The 17,173-nt window shown below is 37.0% G+C and carries 17 protein-coding genes, 1 pseudogene and 1 CRISPR repeat array; of the genes and pseudogenes, 5 read left to right on the top strand and 13 right to left on the bottom strand.

What is annotated here, in order from left to right:
* Window positions 1-189: 189 nt before the first annotated feature.
* A CRISPR array of direct repeats spans window positions 190-662; the repeat unit is 37 nt; unit sequence GTTTCAATCCCTAATAGGGAGTAAGAGAAATTGCAAT.
* Window positions 663-888: 226 nt separating this feature from the next.
* The 12 genes from cas2 to FJR38_RS16105 form a co-directional block, all read right to left on the bottom strand.
* Window positions 889-1,161: a CRISPR-associated endonuclease Cas2 gene (gene cas2 / locus FJR38_RS16160; protein WP_168497600.1), complete on the bottom strand. Its 273-nt coding sequence runs from the start codon at window positions 1,159-1,161 to the stop codon at window positions 889-891.
* 196 nt (window positions 1,162-1,357) lie between these two features.
* Window positions 1,358-2,359: a type I-D CRISPR-associated endonuclease Cas1d gene (gene cas1d / locus FJR38_RS16155; protein ID WP_168497598.1), complete on the bottom strand. Its 1,002-nt coding sequence runs from the start codon at window positions 2,357-2,359 to the stop codon at window positions 1,358-1,360.
* Between the two features lie 97 nt (window positions 2,360-2,456).
* Window positions 2,457-3,110: a CRISPR-associated protein Cas4 gene (gene cas4 / locus FJR38_RS16150; protein ID WP_168497596.1), complete on the bottom strand. Its 654-nt coding sequence runs from the start codon at window positions 3,108-3,110 to the stop codon at window positions 2,457-2,459.
* 51 nt (window positions 3,111-3,161) lie between these two features.
* On the bottom strand, window positions 3,162-3,530 hold the full coding sequence (locus FJR38_RS16145) for a four helix bundle protein (protein ID WP_168497594.1): 369 nt from the start codon (window positions 3,528-3,530) through the stop codon (window positions 3,162-3,164).
* A 53-nt stretch (window positions 3,531-3,583) separates the two neighbouring features.
* Window positions 3,584-4,402 carry a CRISPR-associated endoribonuclease Cas6 gene (gene cas6 / locus FJR38_RS16140; protein WP_168497592.1) on the bottom strand — a complete coding sequence of 273 codons (819 nt, stop codon included), beginning with the start codon at window positions 4,400-4,402 and terminating at the stop codon, window positions 3,584-3,586.
* Between the two features lie 23 nt (window positions 4,403-4,425).
* Window positions 4,426-6,705, bottom strand: a complete 2,280-nt coding sequence (cas3, locus tag FJR38_RS16135) for a type I-D CRISPR-associated helicase Cas3' (RefSeq protein ID WP_168497590.1) — start codon at window positions 6,703-6,705, stop codon at window positions 4,426-4,428.
* On the bottom strand, window positions 6,698-7,456 hold the full coding sequence (cas5d, locus tag FJR38_RS16130) for a type I-D CRISPR-associated protein Cas5/Csc1 (RefSeq protein ID WP_168497588.1): 759 nt from the start codon (window positions 7,454-7,456) through the stop codon (window positions 6,698-6,700). Before cas5d ends, cas3 begins: the two co-directional genes overlap by 8 nt.
* Window positions 7,457-7,459: 3 nt before the next feature.
* Window positions 7,460-8,509, bottom strand: coding sequence for a type I-D CRISPR-associated protein Cas7/Csc2 (gene cas7d / locus FJR38_RS16125; protein ID WP_168497586.1), 1,050 nt, complete (start codon window positions 8,507-8,509; stop codon window positions 7,460-7,462).
* Between the two features lie 36 nt (window positions 8,510-8,545).
* Complete coding sequence (locus tag FJR38_RS16120; RefSeq protein ID WP_168497584.1) at window positions 8,546-11,227, bottom strand: CRISPR-associated protein Csc3; 2,682 nt, start codon at window positions 11,225-11,227, stop codon at window positions 8,546-8,548.
* A gap of 28 nt (window positions 11,228-11,255) precedes the next feature.
* Window positions 11,256-11,615: a DUF5615 family PIN-like protein gene (locus FJR38_RS16115; protein ID WP_168497582.1), complete on the bottom strand. Its 360-nt coding sequence runs from the start codon at window positions 11,613-11,615 to the stop codon at window positions 11,256-11,258.
* A complete protein-coding gene (locus FJR38_RS16110) occupies window positions 11,612-11,863 on the bottom strand; it encodes a DUF433 domain-containing protein (RefSeq protein ID WP_168497580.1) in 252 nt (83 codons plus the stop codon). Before FJR38_RS16110 ends, FJR38_RS16115 begins: the two co-directional genes overlap by 4 nt.
* A gap of 151 nt (window positions 11,864-12,014) precedes the next feature.
* On the bottom strand, window positions 12,015-12,221 hold the full coding sequence (locus FJR38_RS16105; protein ID WP_168497578.1) for a hypothetical protein: 207 nt from the start codon (window positions 12,219-12,221) through the stop codon (window positions 12,015-12,017).
* A 444-nt stretch (window positions 12,222-12,665) separates the two neighbouring features.
* On the opposite strand from FJR38_RS16105, the gene FJR38_RS16100 reads away from it, so the two are divergent.
* From FJR38_RS16100 to rpsN, 3 genes are all read left to right on the top strand, one after another.
* On the top strand, window positions 12,666-13,529 hold the full coding sequence (locus FJR38_RS16100) for a WYL domain-containing protein (protein WP_168497576.1): 864 nt from the start codon (window positions 12,666-12,668) through the stop codon (window positions 13,527-13,529).
* 238 nt (window positions 13,530-13,767) lie between these two features.
* Window positions 13,768-15,129, top strand: a complete 1,362-nt coding sequence (locus tag FJR38_RS16095) for an NAD(P)/FAD-dependent oxidoreductase (protein ID WP_168497574.1) — start codon at window positions 13,768-13,770, stop codon at window positions 15,127-15,129.
* A 90-nt stretch (window positions 15,130-15,219) separates the two neighbouring features.
* Window positions 15,220-15,522: a 30S ribosomal protein S14 gene (rpsN, locus tag FJR38_RS16090; RefSeq protein WP_168497572.1), complete on the top strand. Its 303-nt coding sequence runs from the start codon at window positions 15,220-15,222 to the stop codon at window positions 15,520-15,522.
* Between the two features lie 141 nt (window positions 15,523-15,663).
* On the opposite strand, the gene FJR38_RS16085 is transcribed toward rpsN, so the two are convergent.
* Window positions 15,664-15,993, bottom strand: a complete 330-nt coding sequence (locus FJR38_RS16085) for a hypothetical protein (RefSeq protein ID WP_168497570.1) — start codon at window positions 15,991-15,993, stop codon at window positions 15,664-15,666.
* Between the two features lie 116 nt (window positions 15,994-16,109).
* Here FJR38_RS16085 and aat point away from each other — a divergent pair, with 116 nt between their 5' ends.
* Complete coding sequence (aat, locus tag FJR38_RS16080; protein ID WP_168497568.1) at window positions 16,110-16,691, top strand: leucyl/phenylalanyl-tRNA--protein transferase; 582 nt, start codon at window positions 16,110-16,112, stop codon at window positions 16,689-16,691.
* A 270-nt stretch (window positions 16,692-16,961) separates the two neighbouring features.
* Window positions 16,962-17,173, top strand: a pseudogene (locus FJR38_RS16075) (IS5/IS1182 family transposase); the annotation flags it as partial.

Below are 17,173 nucleotides of genomic sequence, written 5' to 3'. Positions count from 1 at the left end.
CGGTGATGTCCGCCCAGCTAGTGAAGACCCTTATGGCGACCCCGCAGACGAGGAATACCGACGTTAGAAAAATAAATTATTCAATTTTGTGGGATGGGCAATCTTGCCTGTCCTTGACCATTAGCGGGCAAGATTTCCATAGAAATTACAATTGGTAGAATTTCACCAAAAAAATCTATTGCAATAGATGTTTCAATCCCTAATAGGGAGTAAGAGAAATTGCAATTAAGATTTTTCCTGTGTTTTTAAATGGCATCACTTGTTTCAATCCCTAATAGGGAGTAAGAGAAATTGCAATCTAAGGCTACAGGATGATATTTGACAAGCTAGAGTTTCAATCCCTAATAGGGAGTAAGAGAAATTGCAATTTGTCTAAGTCTGAGATTGTCGCTTGCTGTTGGGGTATGTTTCAATCCCTAATAGGGAGTAAGAGAAATTGCAATGTTATTTTTATTTTCCCCCTTAGCTTGCGATCGCCTGTTTCAATCCCTAATAGGGAGTAAGAGAAATTGCAATTTCCACCCGTTGCTGTATGAGTAAATGTTAAATTAGGAGTTTCAATCCCTAATAGGGAGTAAGAGAAATTGCAATGAGTTGCACCAAGAGCTTACCTAGAGAGAATCCGGTTTCAATCCCTAATAGGGAGTAAGAGAAATTGCAATAGCGAGGCGCTGGAAGCCTGACTGTATTTGATTTTCAAGGTTCGGTTGCGCGACACTTATTATCATAGTCCATTTCAGAAATTGTGTCAAGAGGGAAAATAGCTGAAACCTTTGCTGTGTAAGGTGCGCGGCAGGGTAAAGCCAAAAAAACCATCAAAGCCTTATGTAGGTATAACTTCAGGCATTTTTTGAGAAACTGGATTTTTTACACCCACCCCCTCGCGCATTAAGCAAAGAAAATCGTCGTATCAAGGGGTTGTTCACCACCAATTCTTTCTACTTTCCCAAAACAGCAAGCACAGAGAAAATAAAAACGGATGCTATCAGTTTCCGGCTTAATTAACTTATTGAGGCGCGATCGCAGTTTAGCATACTGAGTATCAGTTAACTGACATTCAAAAATACTATACTGCACCCATTGTCCATAAGACTTGAGAATACTATGGATTTTAGTACGGCGCTTATCCTCAGAAATATCGTAAGAAACAACAACATTCATAAATTGGTAATTGGTAATGGGTGATAGGTAATTGGGAAGAATAAACTTTTTAGGACTTATGCAAAATATCTCTGAAACCCTCTTTTCTTCGTGTCCTTCGTGCCTTCGTGGTTCGTTCTTTCGTGACTTGTGCGTAAGTCCTGCTTTTGACTCTTACCTTCTTACTGTCACCTGTCAACTGTTCCCTGTCACCTTCTTATTTTAAAAACAAAGGTGGATACTTATCCGTTTCCCCCATTAAGTATTTAGCAAGTAATCTAGCTTGCCATTCAAAAGCCTGCCTATAAGAACATTTACGACCCATAACCGGATGTTTAAACTCCGATAGCTTTTTCTTTTGATACTGAATTAAAAAGGTTTTACGTCCTTCAGGAGTGAGATGAACAGCACCACTTAAAGGTTCAGTGACAAAATCGCCTGGTGTTAATAATTGCTTATTCAAAATTGATAAAACCACCGAATCTACCACCAGAGGACGAAACTCCTCCATTAAATCTAGAGGTAAAGAAGGTCTTCCATAGCGATCGCAATGCAAGTATCCTAAATATGGATCAAAACCCACAATATTCACCGCACCTTGAATATCATGACGCAACAAAGAATAACCAAAACCCAATAACGAGTTTACCGGATCAGTAGCTGGACGACGCACGCGCTTAGTAAAAGTAAAATCCGGGTTACGAATCAACTGATTAAAACAACCAAAATAAGCCGCACTTCCTGCACCTTCCAACCCACGCAAAGAGTTAATATTGTGAGTAGAATCAATGGGTGCGATCGTTTGTTCAATGCGAGTAATATATTTAGATAAATCAACATCAGATTCTCGTTGACAACGCATCAAAATTTGACGATAATTTTTCAACTTCCCCCTCACAAAACTTTGCACAACATGAACAGCTTGGGAAGACTCTCCAGCAGCTTGCCATTGAGCTTTACGAACGAAAATATTTTTAGTCATTTCCGGTTCTAACCTTCCTAAATAATGACCCATTTCATTAATAAAAGAAAGAGGAATATGACGAGTCATTAATTCAGAAACAACAGCAGGTGAAATAGTAGCACGTCCCAAAACAACCACATCTTTAAGGTGAATAAACGGAATATCCTGAAGTATTTTTTTTTCAAACTTCACATGAATCCGTTCATCAACCTTACCAATAAAAGCATCATTTTGTGTAACGTAAAGCGTACTCATAATTAAATCCTCAAAATAGGTGACAGTGGACAGGTGACAGGTGACAGTAAAAAGAGTTTTAGAAATGTTTTGGTTTTTTGCATCAATTAAAAACCGATCAATTTGCCTCTTGATAACGACTAACTTTATCAACAGCTTGAGGCAAACATTGAGAATAAAGACTACAACCATCACAGCGTTTTGTTTTCACTGCTTTCGGCATAGCACCCGTAAACAGCAACATTTGTACAGATTCAATAGTTGCGATCGTAACTGCTCGTAATTCCGGCGTAATTTCCACTAATTTGCGTTGATGAGTTTGAGCATAATAGATATAACCAGAATTGATATTTTTTCCCGTCATTTCCTCCAAACACAAAGCCTGAGCGCAAACTTGTAATTCATCATTATCCCATTCTCCTTTACGTCCACGTTTATATTCAATTGGATAAAACTCGCCATTTTCAAATTCAATTAAATCTGATTTACCAATTAACTGATATTGATCAGACTTCAAATAAATAGCCCGTATCTGCCAAGTTTCATCCCGATTTACTTCCCCAACGGTGTGAACTCTTTCATGTAAACTTGTGCCTTCAATAGTATATTGATTATCAACAAACTCCCCAGCACAATGAATCCGCCAACAACGGTGAGGACAATAGGAATATTGATTTAAAGACGCAATATTCACATAATCATCAGAAGAGGTGATAGGTGACAGGTGACAGGTGACAGTAGGAAGAGAGTTAGTTTGATTTTGTTTAGCCATAGTTAATTAAAAAATTTGATAGATGACAAGTGAGAATAGGAAGATAATTACCTATGAATTATTTAAGATTCGATAACGAAGAGATGTGAGCATTTTGCTAATTTCTATAATCAGCAATAATGTGGAATTTGCTTGTTCTTGAGTTAGATAATTTAACCTGACTGCCAGCATTAAAAAAGTTTCTGTTTCCATTAATGAACCTTTAGCTATAGATAAAAAATGTGCAAAATCGTTTTTAGTTGTTCCTCGTGCATGACCTTCTGCAATATTGGCTGGAACAGATGCTGCTGCACGAGTAATTTGTGACGTAAGACGATAATTTTCTATGGATGGAAATAAAGTTGATAATTGATAAATTTGAACTACCATATCCATTGATTTCTGCCAAACAATTAAATCTCGATGTGATTCAATTTTCATAAATAACTCCTCTTCTATTCTCTCGTTACTTCTTACTTCTTCACTGTCACCTGTCACCTTCTTCTCACCATTCCCATTCCCATTGTTGTTTTTCTCCCAATACCTGCATATAAAACAAAATCAGCCAAAGCATTAATTTGTTTAATTCCTATTGCGTCCACATTGCCAAGAATGCGATAACTAATTTCACCTAAACAACCAATAAATTTATTTTCATAGTTGCTAATAACCTCAGTTCCGATATTAAAAGCACTAGGATAAATAGATTCAAGGGGAATATTAGTTAATTCAATTCCACTATATTTATTCCACCGATTCAGCAGACTATTAAATACAGATTCTCGCGTTGGTAAAACATTATCAAATGCACCTTGGCGAAAGGCTACAGGTGTGGAAAAGATAAAATTAAAAGTCCGATCTTTTTCATTTGCTTGTTCATATAATTGGTTATAACTACAAGCATTAGCCCAAGGTTGGGTAGATTGAGGTGTACCTTGAATGCTGGTAATATGTAAATTAGCTGAACCTAAATGCCAAGGTTGTTCCGGGTTGAGATTTAACCATAAAGGTGTGAGTTGACTAAATAAATTGTCATCTAATAAAGATATCCGCCACCAACAGGGAGTACCTGAGGGAATCTGTTTTTGATGATTATATTGTAGGGTGAAAAATTGAGTTTTATTTCTACTTTGGATTTGTAAAGGTGAGAGAGTAAAGGGTTTATCGGCGTTTGATTCGTGGAGGTAGTCGCCTAATTTTCTATCAACAGAACTGACTAGATTAAGGAATAAGGCGTGGTAATGTCTACCGGAGAGGAAATTGGTGTAGATGGGGGATTGGGGGGTGATGTTGAGGATGAGACTATGGGGCATGATTAATTCAAAAATAATGTTTATTAAGCGATAAAAACTTCATCATCTGGAAGCCGTAGCTGTTTACATTTCATAGCCATTGTTAAGATTCCTGATAAACCAGCAAAGAATCTATATTCTTTATCAGCATCATTACAAACAATATTTATTGGATAAGAAATAATACCTTGTCTATTTAATTGAAAAATAGCAGCAGCATTTGTGACGGGGCAAATAATTACTCCTGGTAAAAGATGCCTATTTAATTCTTGTATTAAGGGTGTTGGTCGAATTGCACCTCCAGCACTGCGAGTAATTTGGCAATTTTTGAAGGCTGTTAGTTTGTTTAATTCTGTATTTAAAAATTCTTGCCATTTATCATAATATCGCAGTCTAAAACTCAATTGATAGGTTTCACTAGCACGATGTGTTAATTCAATATAATCACCATTTTGCACAAATTCGTAATAGCGTAGTAAATGAAAAGGATCAAGGCGTGTTTCTTCAGATTCATCTAGCAAAAATCCGTGAGGATCACGAATGGGTAAACTTTCAAATAAACTAGAACGAAAACTAAATAAAGGTGCATAGCTGGTACTGAATATTTCCGCAAATTCTTTTAAGTCCTCCAAAACCTCTTCATCTTCTTTAAATAATTTTTCATATTCTTCTATTGTTGTCCGTCCGGCTTCTAAATCATCCCATTCTTGAGGAGATGTTACTTTGATAAATCTTTTTACAAAAGCCTGACCACCTTTGATGTATTTCCAATCTTTTTTAATTTCTTTGGGAGTTTTTTTAGCAATAGTTTCAGCACCTCTTAAAACGTTCATTCTGTAACGGTAGTCATTCCAATTTCTATTTCCACCTAAAACTGATCTTAAAGTTTCAAAAAGTTGAGAAATTAATTCAGCACCTGTTAAATTTTCTAGCAGTTCTTCTAGTTCCAGTAAAGGACGGGCAATTTCTAAAAATGCTTCTGAACGCCAGTAAGCAGCTAAAAAAGGTTTATCTAAACAGGTAAGATTATCTAACATCTCTTTTAGTGCTGCACGTCCACCAGAAGTATCAAGAGATGTTATATTGTGTTCCCAAGCGTCAGCAGGTAAGTAAGCAATGGCTTCTGAATCTATATTAGTTTCAGATTTACCCAAAACACGCCCCACTCTACCTATTCTCTGCCAAAATGCAGAGCGATCGCGTGCCGAAAAAATCAACCAATCTAAATTTTGTCTTGTTGGTTCAGGAGTTCTTTCAAAATTAAATCCTACATCTACAGTGCTGGTGGCTAAAATTATTTGACATTGCATAGCCCTATGTCTATCTTTTTTAGGTGCGGGTCCAGTAATGCGTCCAATATGTTCACTCAGTCCTTGCTGTTGTAGTAAATCTGATAGACGATTAATATTATCAAGTGAGTCAAGAATTACAGCACCATTTTCATTTGGTTTATCTTGAAAACGTTGAACAACTTCTGCTGCTAATTCTCTTAACCATTCTTCTTTGCTATCTGGTTTAGGTCTAAATTCTAAATTAACTGCTGTTTGTGACGGTAAAAGCTGACCATTATCTGCTTCTCCATCAATTCTAGCTATTCTTACACCAGCCTGTTTTAAATTGTCTAATGCTAATTCACAAGCTGGTTCTGGTGTTGCGGTGAGTAATACCACTTTCCGCCCATTTTGGAAAAATTTAAAAACGTGAGAATAAGCAAGATAAAATAACATTCCTACTAGCTGTTTAGCATCATAAAGATGAAATTCATCAAATATGACTGTAGAGAATTTAGTGTAAAAACCACTAGCGATATTACCTCTATCTAGCTTGTTGTATGCAAAGAAAGTTGCATAGTAAAAAATATCAGGGTTTGTTACTAGCAGAATAGGCGTATTAACATCAACATCATTAAAAACAGTCGCTGGATTTCGTAAAACATTATATAGTTTTTCTCCAGGACGACCCCCTACTTTATCACTTGGCCAACTTTTAATATCTTTAGCAGAAGCTGATTTAACTACATGAGGTAAATTAGCATCATTGATAAACTTTTGTGCTGCTTCTGTTTGCTGTTCAATTAAAGCATTAGTGGGAGCGATATAAACAGCACTTTTTGTAGGCTGATGTAATAAAACTGTTAATCCAGCTTTGGTTTTACCCGTTCCAGTTGGTGCTAAATCAAGGATAATATCAGCATCTTTTGATTTTTCAAACACATCAACTTGATGTTGTAGTAATTTTTCACTCATGAAAGATAATTCACTTGGAGATGCACAAGCTGAAATACTCCGATTTTCTAACCTGATAACTAATTTTTGATTACTCATTTCTGTTTTCTCTACCACAATAATGTAAACCTGCTGGTACAATCATTTCTCCAATTTGCCAAGCTGCACCTCGAAAGTGAAGATTTTTTAATATCGGTGCAGGAGGTATAGAGATTAAATCAAAAGCAAATGCTTGTATTTGTGTGGGTAAATCAGCAACATTTAGATAATTCTGACTTTGATATTCACCTTCTGGAAGCAATGTTATAGGAAATTCATTAAGAACATTCACTTTAACTTTACTCATGAATTTACCAACGCGAATATAATCTGGTAATGGCTGATTTCCAAATACTAATGTTTTAAATTTATTACCTCTTTCAATCATTCGTAATCTTCCAGTTTGTGGAAAATTACTTGGTCTAAATGAACTTGGTTTTTTTCCTTGACGTTGTAATGGTAAATCTTCTCTTGCAGTTGCCACACGATTATTAGTCATTGCATACCAGTAAGCATCAGAAAGAGCGTTAAAACGTTCAAATCTAAATGTGATTCTACCTACTGGTGAAGCTGGTAAAATATAGCAAGATTGAGCTATTGATTGAAAATCTTCTTTGTAGGTTGGTCGTCCTGTAGCCTGACCTTGAAGACGGTAGGGGGAATTTACCCAACCTAAAGCATAGGTTAAAGCGTAATTCCCAATTACCCCCTCAGTGTAATAGGTGTCAGACAACTCCCTAGAGGCAAAAAAGACTGGTTCAAGACAGTTTAATTCAATAAGTTTTGCCTGATGAAAAGGAATTGTTGACATAATTTAACTCTCTACTTCAACTAGAGTATTTTTACCTTTACCTTTGCCTTTGTTTTTGTTTTTTTCAGGTGCAACTTGACGGAAAGGTTCATAAGATTGACTTAAACGTTTCAGAAAAGTATCACGTTCAGCTTCTGACCAGTGGGTTTCTACATCAGTGATTAAATTTGTTAATTCTTCATCAGATAGTTGCACAGAAATCCCTCTTCTGTTTTGCCAATTGGTAATTACTTTTTTAGCTGATGTAATTACTCGATTAATATTTAAAGGATGTTCTAAAGGTTCATCACTTAAAGCATCATAGGTAGATTGTACAAGTTCTAAAGAACTAGGCAATTCTGTAATACTGCCAAAAATACCTAATATTTGATTTTCCATCCTTCCTACACGACTGGAAACAGCACCGTAACGACTGGTAAAAAGAATATTTCCGATAATGTACCGTAGTTCATCAGCAGTTACATCTTTCAGAGTTACTACATCTAAAAAATGAACTCCTGGTTTGATGTATTCGCCATCTGGGACAAGAGATTGTGATGCCTTTGTATCTTCTTCTCTTTTTAAACGCATCGTACCATTTTCATATATGGCATTTATTGTCCGAGTACCTAAAATATCGTTAGCAGGTAAAACACTAAAAGCATCTTCAGTCCAAATGCGACTTTTCTGTGCGCCACCACCACCAGCAGCAAAGCCATAAAGGAAACAATCTATACACATTTCACATGGTTTATTTGTATTCAATGAACAGATAACCTCTCCTTGATCTTTAACTGTTTTTGTGTACAGAAGATTATGTGATCGTAAAAATTCGCGTCCATATCTACGTTCTGGAGCTATTTGTTTACGTTTAGTCATCACTAACCGAGGAATAATAGTTTGATCAGTTAATCCAGCCTGTACAAACTCACTAGACATTGGTTCACCAGAACCTTCTGTACGGAAAATTGTTTCAGAATGAGTTGTTCTCAAAACTATTAAAGAAATAAACCGACCTTTAGGGAAATTTTCGTATCCAGCAGCAAGAACTTTGTTAAGTTTTTCAAGTGACATAATCATCTCCTAATAAATTAATTTTGTTTGTATTTATCAATCTTCAGAATCATCTTCAGATTTATTTTTTGGTAGCTGCTGATATGCTTCTTGCCAAAAAAATAAATATGCAGCTTCAAGATTTCTTTGATCAGATAGAAGTTTTTCAGGACGACCTTGGTAAATTTCTTGATAAAGCTTTTTCAAAACTTCGTAATACTCCTTAATTTGTTCATGTTTTGTTGCACCTACTCGATATTCACGGATACGGTCTAGGCGATTATGATATTTTTGAGCTAAAGCTGCAAACATAAACTCTAAATCCATGTAAGGTTTATGTGAACGAACTGCTGAAGTAAAAGCAGTAAATGGTTCTGTTAAAGATGTACGTTTGAAAGAACTTCCCTTGAGGTTTGCTTCTGCTGCAATTTGAGCAGCTTCTTTCAAATATTTGGTTAAAAGTGAGTTTTCATTGGGCATAAGGCTCTCCAGTAAAGTATTTAACGGGTTACAAATCCGACTCCAAATAACACTCAAATTTGGTTCATCTTGTTCTCGTAAAATCCAACGTAACAAAACATAGTAAAGTTCAATTGGTCTATCACAAGTACGAGCCAAATCATACAAACAATCATCCGCTTTCTGAATACTTGCAACAGATATTGCTAATTCTCCAATACAACGTAGTCTCTCAAGAATTTTTTCTGCATCTTGACGCTGTTGATATTGTCCATTTCCGAGTAATGGTTGCAGTGCAGATGGAATTCCTTCTACTCTTCCATAAACATCATCAAATAAATCTACCTCCATATTGCTACTTAAAGTCAAAGGAAATCCAATATCCAAGGATAAAGATATTTCTAATCCTAATCTCAGTGATTTTAATAAAGCTAAAGAAGCGTTAGCATCACCCCAAACTAGAGGAATAATCACATTTGTATGTACAAAATCTGGACGTTTAGGTAAGGCTGCACCAACTACTTTATTAGCTTTAAATTCAAGCTGATTATCTCGATATAATTTGACTTCATCAACAGTGATAGTACCTCCTTCAGCATTTGTCGCTGATAATTGTTGTAAAAGTTCGCGCCAGATTCTTAATAATTCGGGAGAAGAACCTTTAGGTAATGCAAAGTGTAAATAAAGAGGATCTTGTTTTTTTATTGCTGGAAAATTTGCCCCAACAGTTATTAATTGATAAGCTAAAGCTGCAATTCCATCTGCTTGTCTTTTAGGTTCTGCACTAATACCACCTGGTAAGCGATTAGAAAAAGCCTGGACTTTTGTGCCAGGAGGCATATTAGCTGAAATTAACTCATCTATATCACCAGATGTAGAACCTAAAGAACATCTTTGTCGAGGATTAGCTTCTACATAAGAACTTAAATCATTAACTCCTATTAACTGAGTAGCAAAAGGTAAATTAACCATTCTGTTAACTGCTGAAATCATTTCTTCAGATACTTCTATTTCTTCAGAAGTTTGTGTGCTTTGATTTCTTAATTGGAAAGAATTTTGCAGAGCTTCTTGGATACCTTCAATTCCCTTAATAGCGGCTTTGGCTGCAAATAAAGGTCGTCCATACTGACCATTAAATGGTTCAAGTGCAAGACGTTGATGTTCAGAAATTCCAGTATGATGAGCGATTTTATCCCAAACTTCTTTAGGATTTAAACCTGCTTCTCTATAACTCAAATAAGCGGCTTTTAATCCCTCAGATATAGCAAATTCTTCTGCATCACTTACAGGTAATAATCCAAGCCCAGCCGCTTTTTTTAGTGCATCTTCACCTGCATTATCTCCCCATTTTGTCACATCTTTAGCAATCTTATCTGATTTATAACTTGCTTTTTTTCTTTCTAAAAGAGCTTGAACATTTAGCAAAACTTCATCAATGTTTTGTTGGATGGCTTGACGAGTAACCTTAATACCATCTTTGGTAGCTCTGACGAGGCTTTCAATATTATTACCAAAAACTTGATCAATTTTACCTTGCCAAACAACAGTTATTTCTTTGGTTAAATCTACATTAGGTAAAGTTGCACCTGCAAAAAGTTCACCATCTGGAAAAATTGCTAAAGGATGTAATCCATACTTTTGTAAAACTTCTTCACAAGCACCGAGCAATAAAGCTGTAATATAACCTTTGTCTTCAGATAAACGCACTCTAAAAAGGTGACACTTCTTCCCAAAAGCAACGGTTAATTCTGTTTCTATTTTGCGAAATCTTTGGGCATCGGGAATACCTAAATCAAACAAATCAGCAGCAATTAACATTGCCGCCCAACGTTCAATATTTGGGTCTTCTGGTAAAAATCTAGCCCCATCACTGGCACTGTGGCCTGAATGGCGTTCAATCAACTTTCTGACTAATTCTAAATCATCATCTGTAACTACAAATCTAAGAACACAAGCCTTTTCTAGTTGTTCTGTTAAAAAGTCTCTATCTCTAGCTAAAATTTTGACTTTTCGTTCTTGAGGATCTAATTTATTGAGGTCATGGACAGCAGTTGCAGCTAATAATAAAGGTCGTTTATCTTCTGGTACTTGTGCTATATGGCTAACTGTCAAAATAAACTGACAAGCAGAGTCTAAATGTTCAGCAAGGGTTGTACCCTTTCTCACACCATATTGATGATGATGTGCATGATTCTCATAAAGCTGGGGACGAATTTCACTGAAATAAATTTCCTCCAAGGATTTAGGAGGACGATTTAAAAGCCGACCGCGTTTAATCATATTAAAGGATGGAAATTGTAATGTGATTTCAAAATCTATTTTCAGGTGGTCTAATTCTGACTCTATCTAATTCAGCAGTGACAATTGCACCAGACAATAATTCATTTCCGTAGAGCTGAATTACGCGTAAACAAACTATTGATTGTTCTTTGGTTGAGAGATTAACTAAGCGCAAGATACCACAATGAGGATTTCCCCGCAGAATTGCTAACTCTCCAAAATCTTTATCAAGAGTGACTAAAATTCTACCTTCACGATAAGCGGTTGCTAAAATTTCCTCATCACCTGGATCTTTTGGCCAATCTCCAGACCAAATCACATCATACTCAGCTATTTGTAAATCGGTAATCACCCTGGCATTAATGCAAGTATCTAGCAGTATTTTCATCTTGGAGACTCTATCAATAAAGGTTCAACTCGTTCATGACCAACTAATCTCCGTGCATAGATTAAACAGGCTTGCACATCTTCCCTTTCTAACCAGGGATAAGCTTCTAGCAAAGTTTCAATGGTATCTCCTGCTGCTAACATTCCTAAAATATGTTCCACAGCTAGACGACGACCACGGATTATTGGTTTACCGCTAAATATTTGGGGGTTAAATGTGATTCTGTCTAATAATGTTTGTTCGTTCATGGTTTACCTATTTGGTGAAAAAGTCTGTTATTTAGAACAATGTAAATTGTAGACAAAAAATTATCACAGGTCATGTACTTTGACCTCACTCGGTGCTATTTTTAGGAAATGGGAGTAGTAGCAACTACCCCCAATATGTAATAAATTCTATTTAAGCTGTCGCTGTTGACTTAATTACCAGTTTATATTCATGCTGTTGACCCTGAATACGGCGTTTATCAAACTCATAACCACGTTTCTTGAGGACGTGCATAGTTGCAGAAAATCGGTGGCTAATTTTTTCGACCAGTTCTTCTGTAGAATGCCAGCAAGAATCTGACATAACTTGAAGCATACGATCTGGGAGATTATCTTTCACAAAAAATTACCTCAATAAGTTTGCGCCGACATAGCCATATCAGTGCTAACCTATGAGATACCACTCAACATAGGTGAACTGAAGCAGCTTTGTTTCGGTTCTCTTTAATATAGCAACAAAATATTGTCTGTAGTAAAGAAGTGTAAAAATCTGGTAATGAAAAAATTTTTTCATGAGGCTTTTCGGATATATACTAAAGAAGCCTTGAGACTAGACCCTAATCCCTATCAGGGATTGAAACTGTAGTAAAGATGTGATCAAGGCATTAACACAACCTCATAAATCCCTATTAGGGGTCGGAAGCCAGAGTATATATCTGGCTTTTTTAGTATCTGCATACTGAGTAATATTGTTTTTGGCATTGGAAATACTTTATTAAGCTGGTATACAGATACAATAACTGTAAATTCCACTATATGTCAAGACTGTAATTACATTTATTTGATGTCAAGGAAAAAAGAGACAATTACACTGTCAATTCCCTCTGGTACAAAAGAACAACTAGAAGAAATCGCCCGCAAATTGCGTATCTTCTGGGGTAAGTCCCCCAGCGTGTCTGGATTACTGGTAGCGATCGCCCAACAGGAGTTTGAAGTCGGTGAACCTTTCACCCTCAATTCACCCCAAGTAGCCGCACTCCAGCAAGCCATAGGACTGCTGAAGGATTCCGGTTTTATTGAACAAGCGCAAACTACCTCTAGTTTGTTGCTAGAACGAGGCCAACTTGAGCTTCCCATGCGTCAATTGCTACTCCAGCAAGTGAGCCAACCGACGGAAGCATGGCGCATTCTTACAGACCAATTCCGCCAGAATCAACAACCATTTCACTTACTCTATGACAATCCTCAAGTGGGAGACCTGTCTTTTACAGTGCGTTATGCCGAAATTGCTTTTGAAGAGAAACGTTTTTTCTTAAATATTTGGTGTGATGAAACTGAAGATATTGGCAAGACTGACTTCCCAGAACTCATACACAACCGCTGTTTGCGTTTAGATAGAATTAAAGGTGTTGTCCCAATAAACGGACAATGGCGACATGAAGGGCTAGATTTCCTAGAAGTGTACTTACACTTTTACAAAGGTTTGATTAAAGCCTATGAAGCAAAACCTAACGACATCAGCAATGAAGTTATTGGAGAGGTGCGTCAAGTCGTCAGAAAAGTATCAAATACTTTCTGGCTAATTCGGGAAGTATTGCGTTATGGGGATGAGTGCGTGATAGTCTCACCGGAAAATGTGCGATCGCTCATTAAAGCCAAACTCATCACCCTTTGTCAACATTATAATTTAAATACTGAGGGTGATTAAACAACCTATTATGTAGGTTTAATTAAAGGTGGAGAAATACAATTATCTTGGTTTTCTCCACTCAACCTACATTATTTCTGATTCCGGGTAATTAATTTGAAAATAAAAACTCCTTAGTAACTTTAACTACTTTTATTATTTTTTCAAGAGTTCTAAATAGACGGCGAAACATATCATAATTTTGCTACATATTTGTTAAGAAAAGTTACACGGCTCTTAACAAAAGGAAATATTTTGTATGGTAGTTTCCCGTGAGAAGAAAGCACCACATCAGGTTGTGATCGTTGGTGGTGGCTTTGGTGGATTGTATGCAGCAAAGGCTCTTGCTAACGCCAACGTAGATGTTACTCTTATTGATAAACGCAACTTTCACCTATTTCAGCCGCTTTTATATCAAGTTGCCACAGGTACGCTATCACCTGCTGATATTTCCGCACCATTGCGATCTGTATTCAGCAAAAGTAAGAATACAAAAGTGTTGCTGGGAGAAGTAAATGTTATTGATCCAAAAACGCAACAAGTTATTCTAGGTGATGAAATAATCCCTTATGATACGTTAGTTATTGCCACAGGTGCGAACCATTCCTATTTTGGTAAAGATAACTGGAAAGAATTTGCTCCCGGCTTGAAAACTGTAGAAGATGCCATAGAAATGCGTCGTCGGATATTTTCAGCATTTGAAGCCGCAGAAAAAGAAACAGATCCTGAAAAACGCCGGGCTTTCTTGACTTTTGTGATTGTCGGGGGTGGTCCTACCGGTGTAGAATTAGCAGGTGCGATCGCTGAATTAGCATACCAAACCCTCAAAGAAGATTTCCGCAACATTGACACCTCAGAAGCGAGAATTTTACTCTTACAAGGGGGCGATCGCATCCTCCCACACATTGCACCAGTATTATCAAAAGCAGCAGCAGAATCTTTAGCAAAATTGGGTGTGGTTATTCATACTCAAACCAGGGTGACAAATATTGAAAATGAGATCGTTACTTTTAAACAAGGCGATGAATTGACAAGCATTGCCTCAAAAACTATATTGTGGGCAGCCGGTGTTCAAGGTTCTGCCTTGGGGAAAGTTCTAGCCGAAAGAACAGATGTAGAATGCGATTTCTCTGGCAGAGTAATTGTAGAACCCGATTTGACTATCAAGGGTTATAAAAACATTTTCGTAATTGGAGACTTAGCCAACTTCTCCCATCAAAATGGTAAACCCTTACCTGGTGTTGCACCCGTAGCCAAACAACAAGGAGAATATGTAGGTAAACTCATTCAACTCCGGCTTCAACGTCATACTTTGCCAGAATTTCACTACACTGATGTGGGTAGTTTGGCGATGATTGGGCAAAATTTAGCTGTTGTAGATTTGGGCTTCATCAAACTTACAGGCTTCCTCGCTTGGGTATTTTGGCTAGTAATTCATATCTACTTCTTAATTGAATTTGACACTAAATTAGTAGTAGTAATTCAGTGGGCATGGAATTACATTACTCGTAATCGTCGCTCTCGATTGATTACAGGTAAAGAAGCTTTTTTAGAACCACAAACTGTAAACAATAGCAATAATTCCCAAATTCCCGAAAAGAAGCAGCCAGTCAAGCTCTAGGATTTTTAGTCTAGTGTTTACAAATTTCCCTATAATTGTGAGGATCGGTGTACAATGGGGAATGCTGTCTTTCATTAGATTAGGGAATTCATGGCGAAGAAGAGTATGATTGAGCGCGAGAAGAAACGCGCCAAGTTGGTGGTCAAGTATGCTGAAAAGCGGGAAACACTGTTAGAAGAGTTCAGAACAGCAGAATCTCCCTTGGCTAAACTAGAAATCCACCGCAAAATTCAACAATTACCCCGTAACAGTGCGCCTACTCGTAAGCAAAACCGTTGCTGGTTAACTGGTCGTCCTAGAGGTGTATACCGTGATTTTGGGCTATCTCGGAACGTTCTCCGGGAATGGGCCCATGAGGGTCTTTTACCAGGTGTTGTTAAGTCTAGCTGGTAGTTAGTAGTCAGTGGTCAGTAGTCAGTGGTCAGTTGTCAGTGGTCAGTTGTTAGTAGCTATTTGCTGTGAACCAATGACCAATAACCAATAACCAATAACCAATGACCAATGACTAATGACCAATGACTAATAACTAATGTGTTATTGCCCACAACAACGATCAATTCCCAGACTATCTAAGAGTAGATCGCTAACGGCGTTGGCGATCGCAAACTCTCCAAAAAAGCTTTTAGAAAAATCAAATGACTGCATCTCTGTCACAATGGCAATGATCAGACAACCTAAATCATTTTCTCCTTCCATACGTTGCCTCATAAAAATCTGTGATGCCCGCTGGGCAATGTTTTGATTAATTGCTTCGGGAATAAACTCTTCATCAAGCCAATGGAGTAAGTTTTGTTGTAACCATTCTCCTTCTTCTTGGGGATTTTCGGAAGGTGGTAGGGTAATGGGTGGAATTGCTTGAGTCATGTTTGTATATCTTAAATAGATTTTGTTTACTAAGGTAATCTCAGAAAAAACGCAGATTTAGACTTATAGTAGCAAATCGTGTTTTTCTAGGGCTTTTTTGGATTGTTTGCTAAATTATGCAGTACGATGTCGCGGCTATTATTCGAGGTTATGCTCAAGGTTATTTTCTCATGGCTGATGAGAGTAATAACCTGGAATGGTACGGAAGTCAGGAACGAACTTTGATTCCCTTGGATGATAAATTTCGCTATCCCAAGTCATTACAGCGAGTTCTCAACCAAGAAAGATTCACTGTAGCAATTAATCGTGATTTTTTGGGTGTGGTGGCTGGGTGTGCTAACCGTGATATAACTTGGATTTCCCCAGAGTTGGAAAAGATTTATTGGTTACTTTACCAAACTGGTTACGCTTATAGTTTTGAAACTTGGCAAGGAGACAAACTAGCAGGGGGAATTTTAGGAATTGTTATTGGTGGTGCTTTTATTGGTGAATCTATGTTTTTTAATATTTCTGAAGGTTCTAAAGTCGCAATGGTGAAATTGGTAGAAAAATTGCGCCAAAAGCAATTTAAGCTATTTGATGCCCAAATGATGAATCCCCATTTATCCAGATTTGGCGCTTATAATATTAGTAACTCTGAATACCATTCTTTACTCAAACAGGCTTTGCAAAGTCCCTGTTCATTAATTGATAATTGATTAATTTGGGGAAAAATATTCTTTTTCAATAACAATAAAAATCTTTGATAATTGACAATTGGTTAATTTGGGTAAAAATATCTCTCTTTCAAGAACAACAAAAACCTTTCCTGGCTTTCAATCTTATACTCCTTCAAGAAGAGATAATTAGGGCTTGCTGAATAAACATAAAACCGGGACAAATAGATGACTTGATGGGGATAGAAAGTGAAAAAGGTGCAAGAAAAAGAGTTAAAATGAGTAAAATCCCTTGCATTAAGGCGCATTAAGATGTATAGAAAAGCGCAAGAACAGGAAACAGCACCGGAAAAGTTTCAACTACCCTTCGAGGAGAAATTGGCATTAGACAACCGATGGGTAATTATGGCAAAAATGATCCCTTGGTCGGAATTTGATGGCGAATACGCAGCAATATTTTCAGAAAAAATAGGCGCACCAGCCAAAACATTTAGGATGGCACTGGGGGCATTAATAATCAAAGA

Source organism: Anabaena sp. UHCC 0253 (assembly GCF_009712085.1).
Lineage (GTDB): Bacteria > Cyanobacteriota > Cyanobacteriia > Cyanobacteriales > Nostocaceae > Dolichospermum.
Note: the sequence above shows the minus strand (reverse complement) of the source record. Positions and strands in the feature narration are given on the sequence as shown.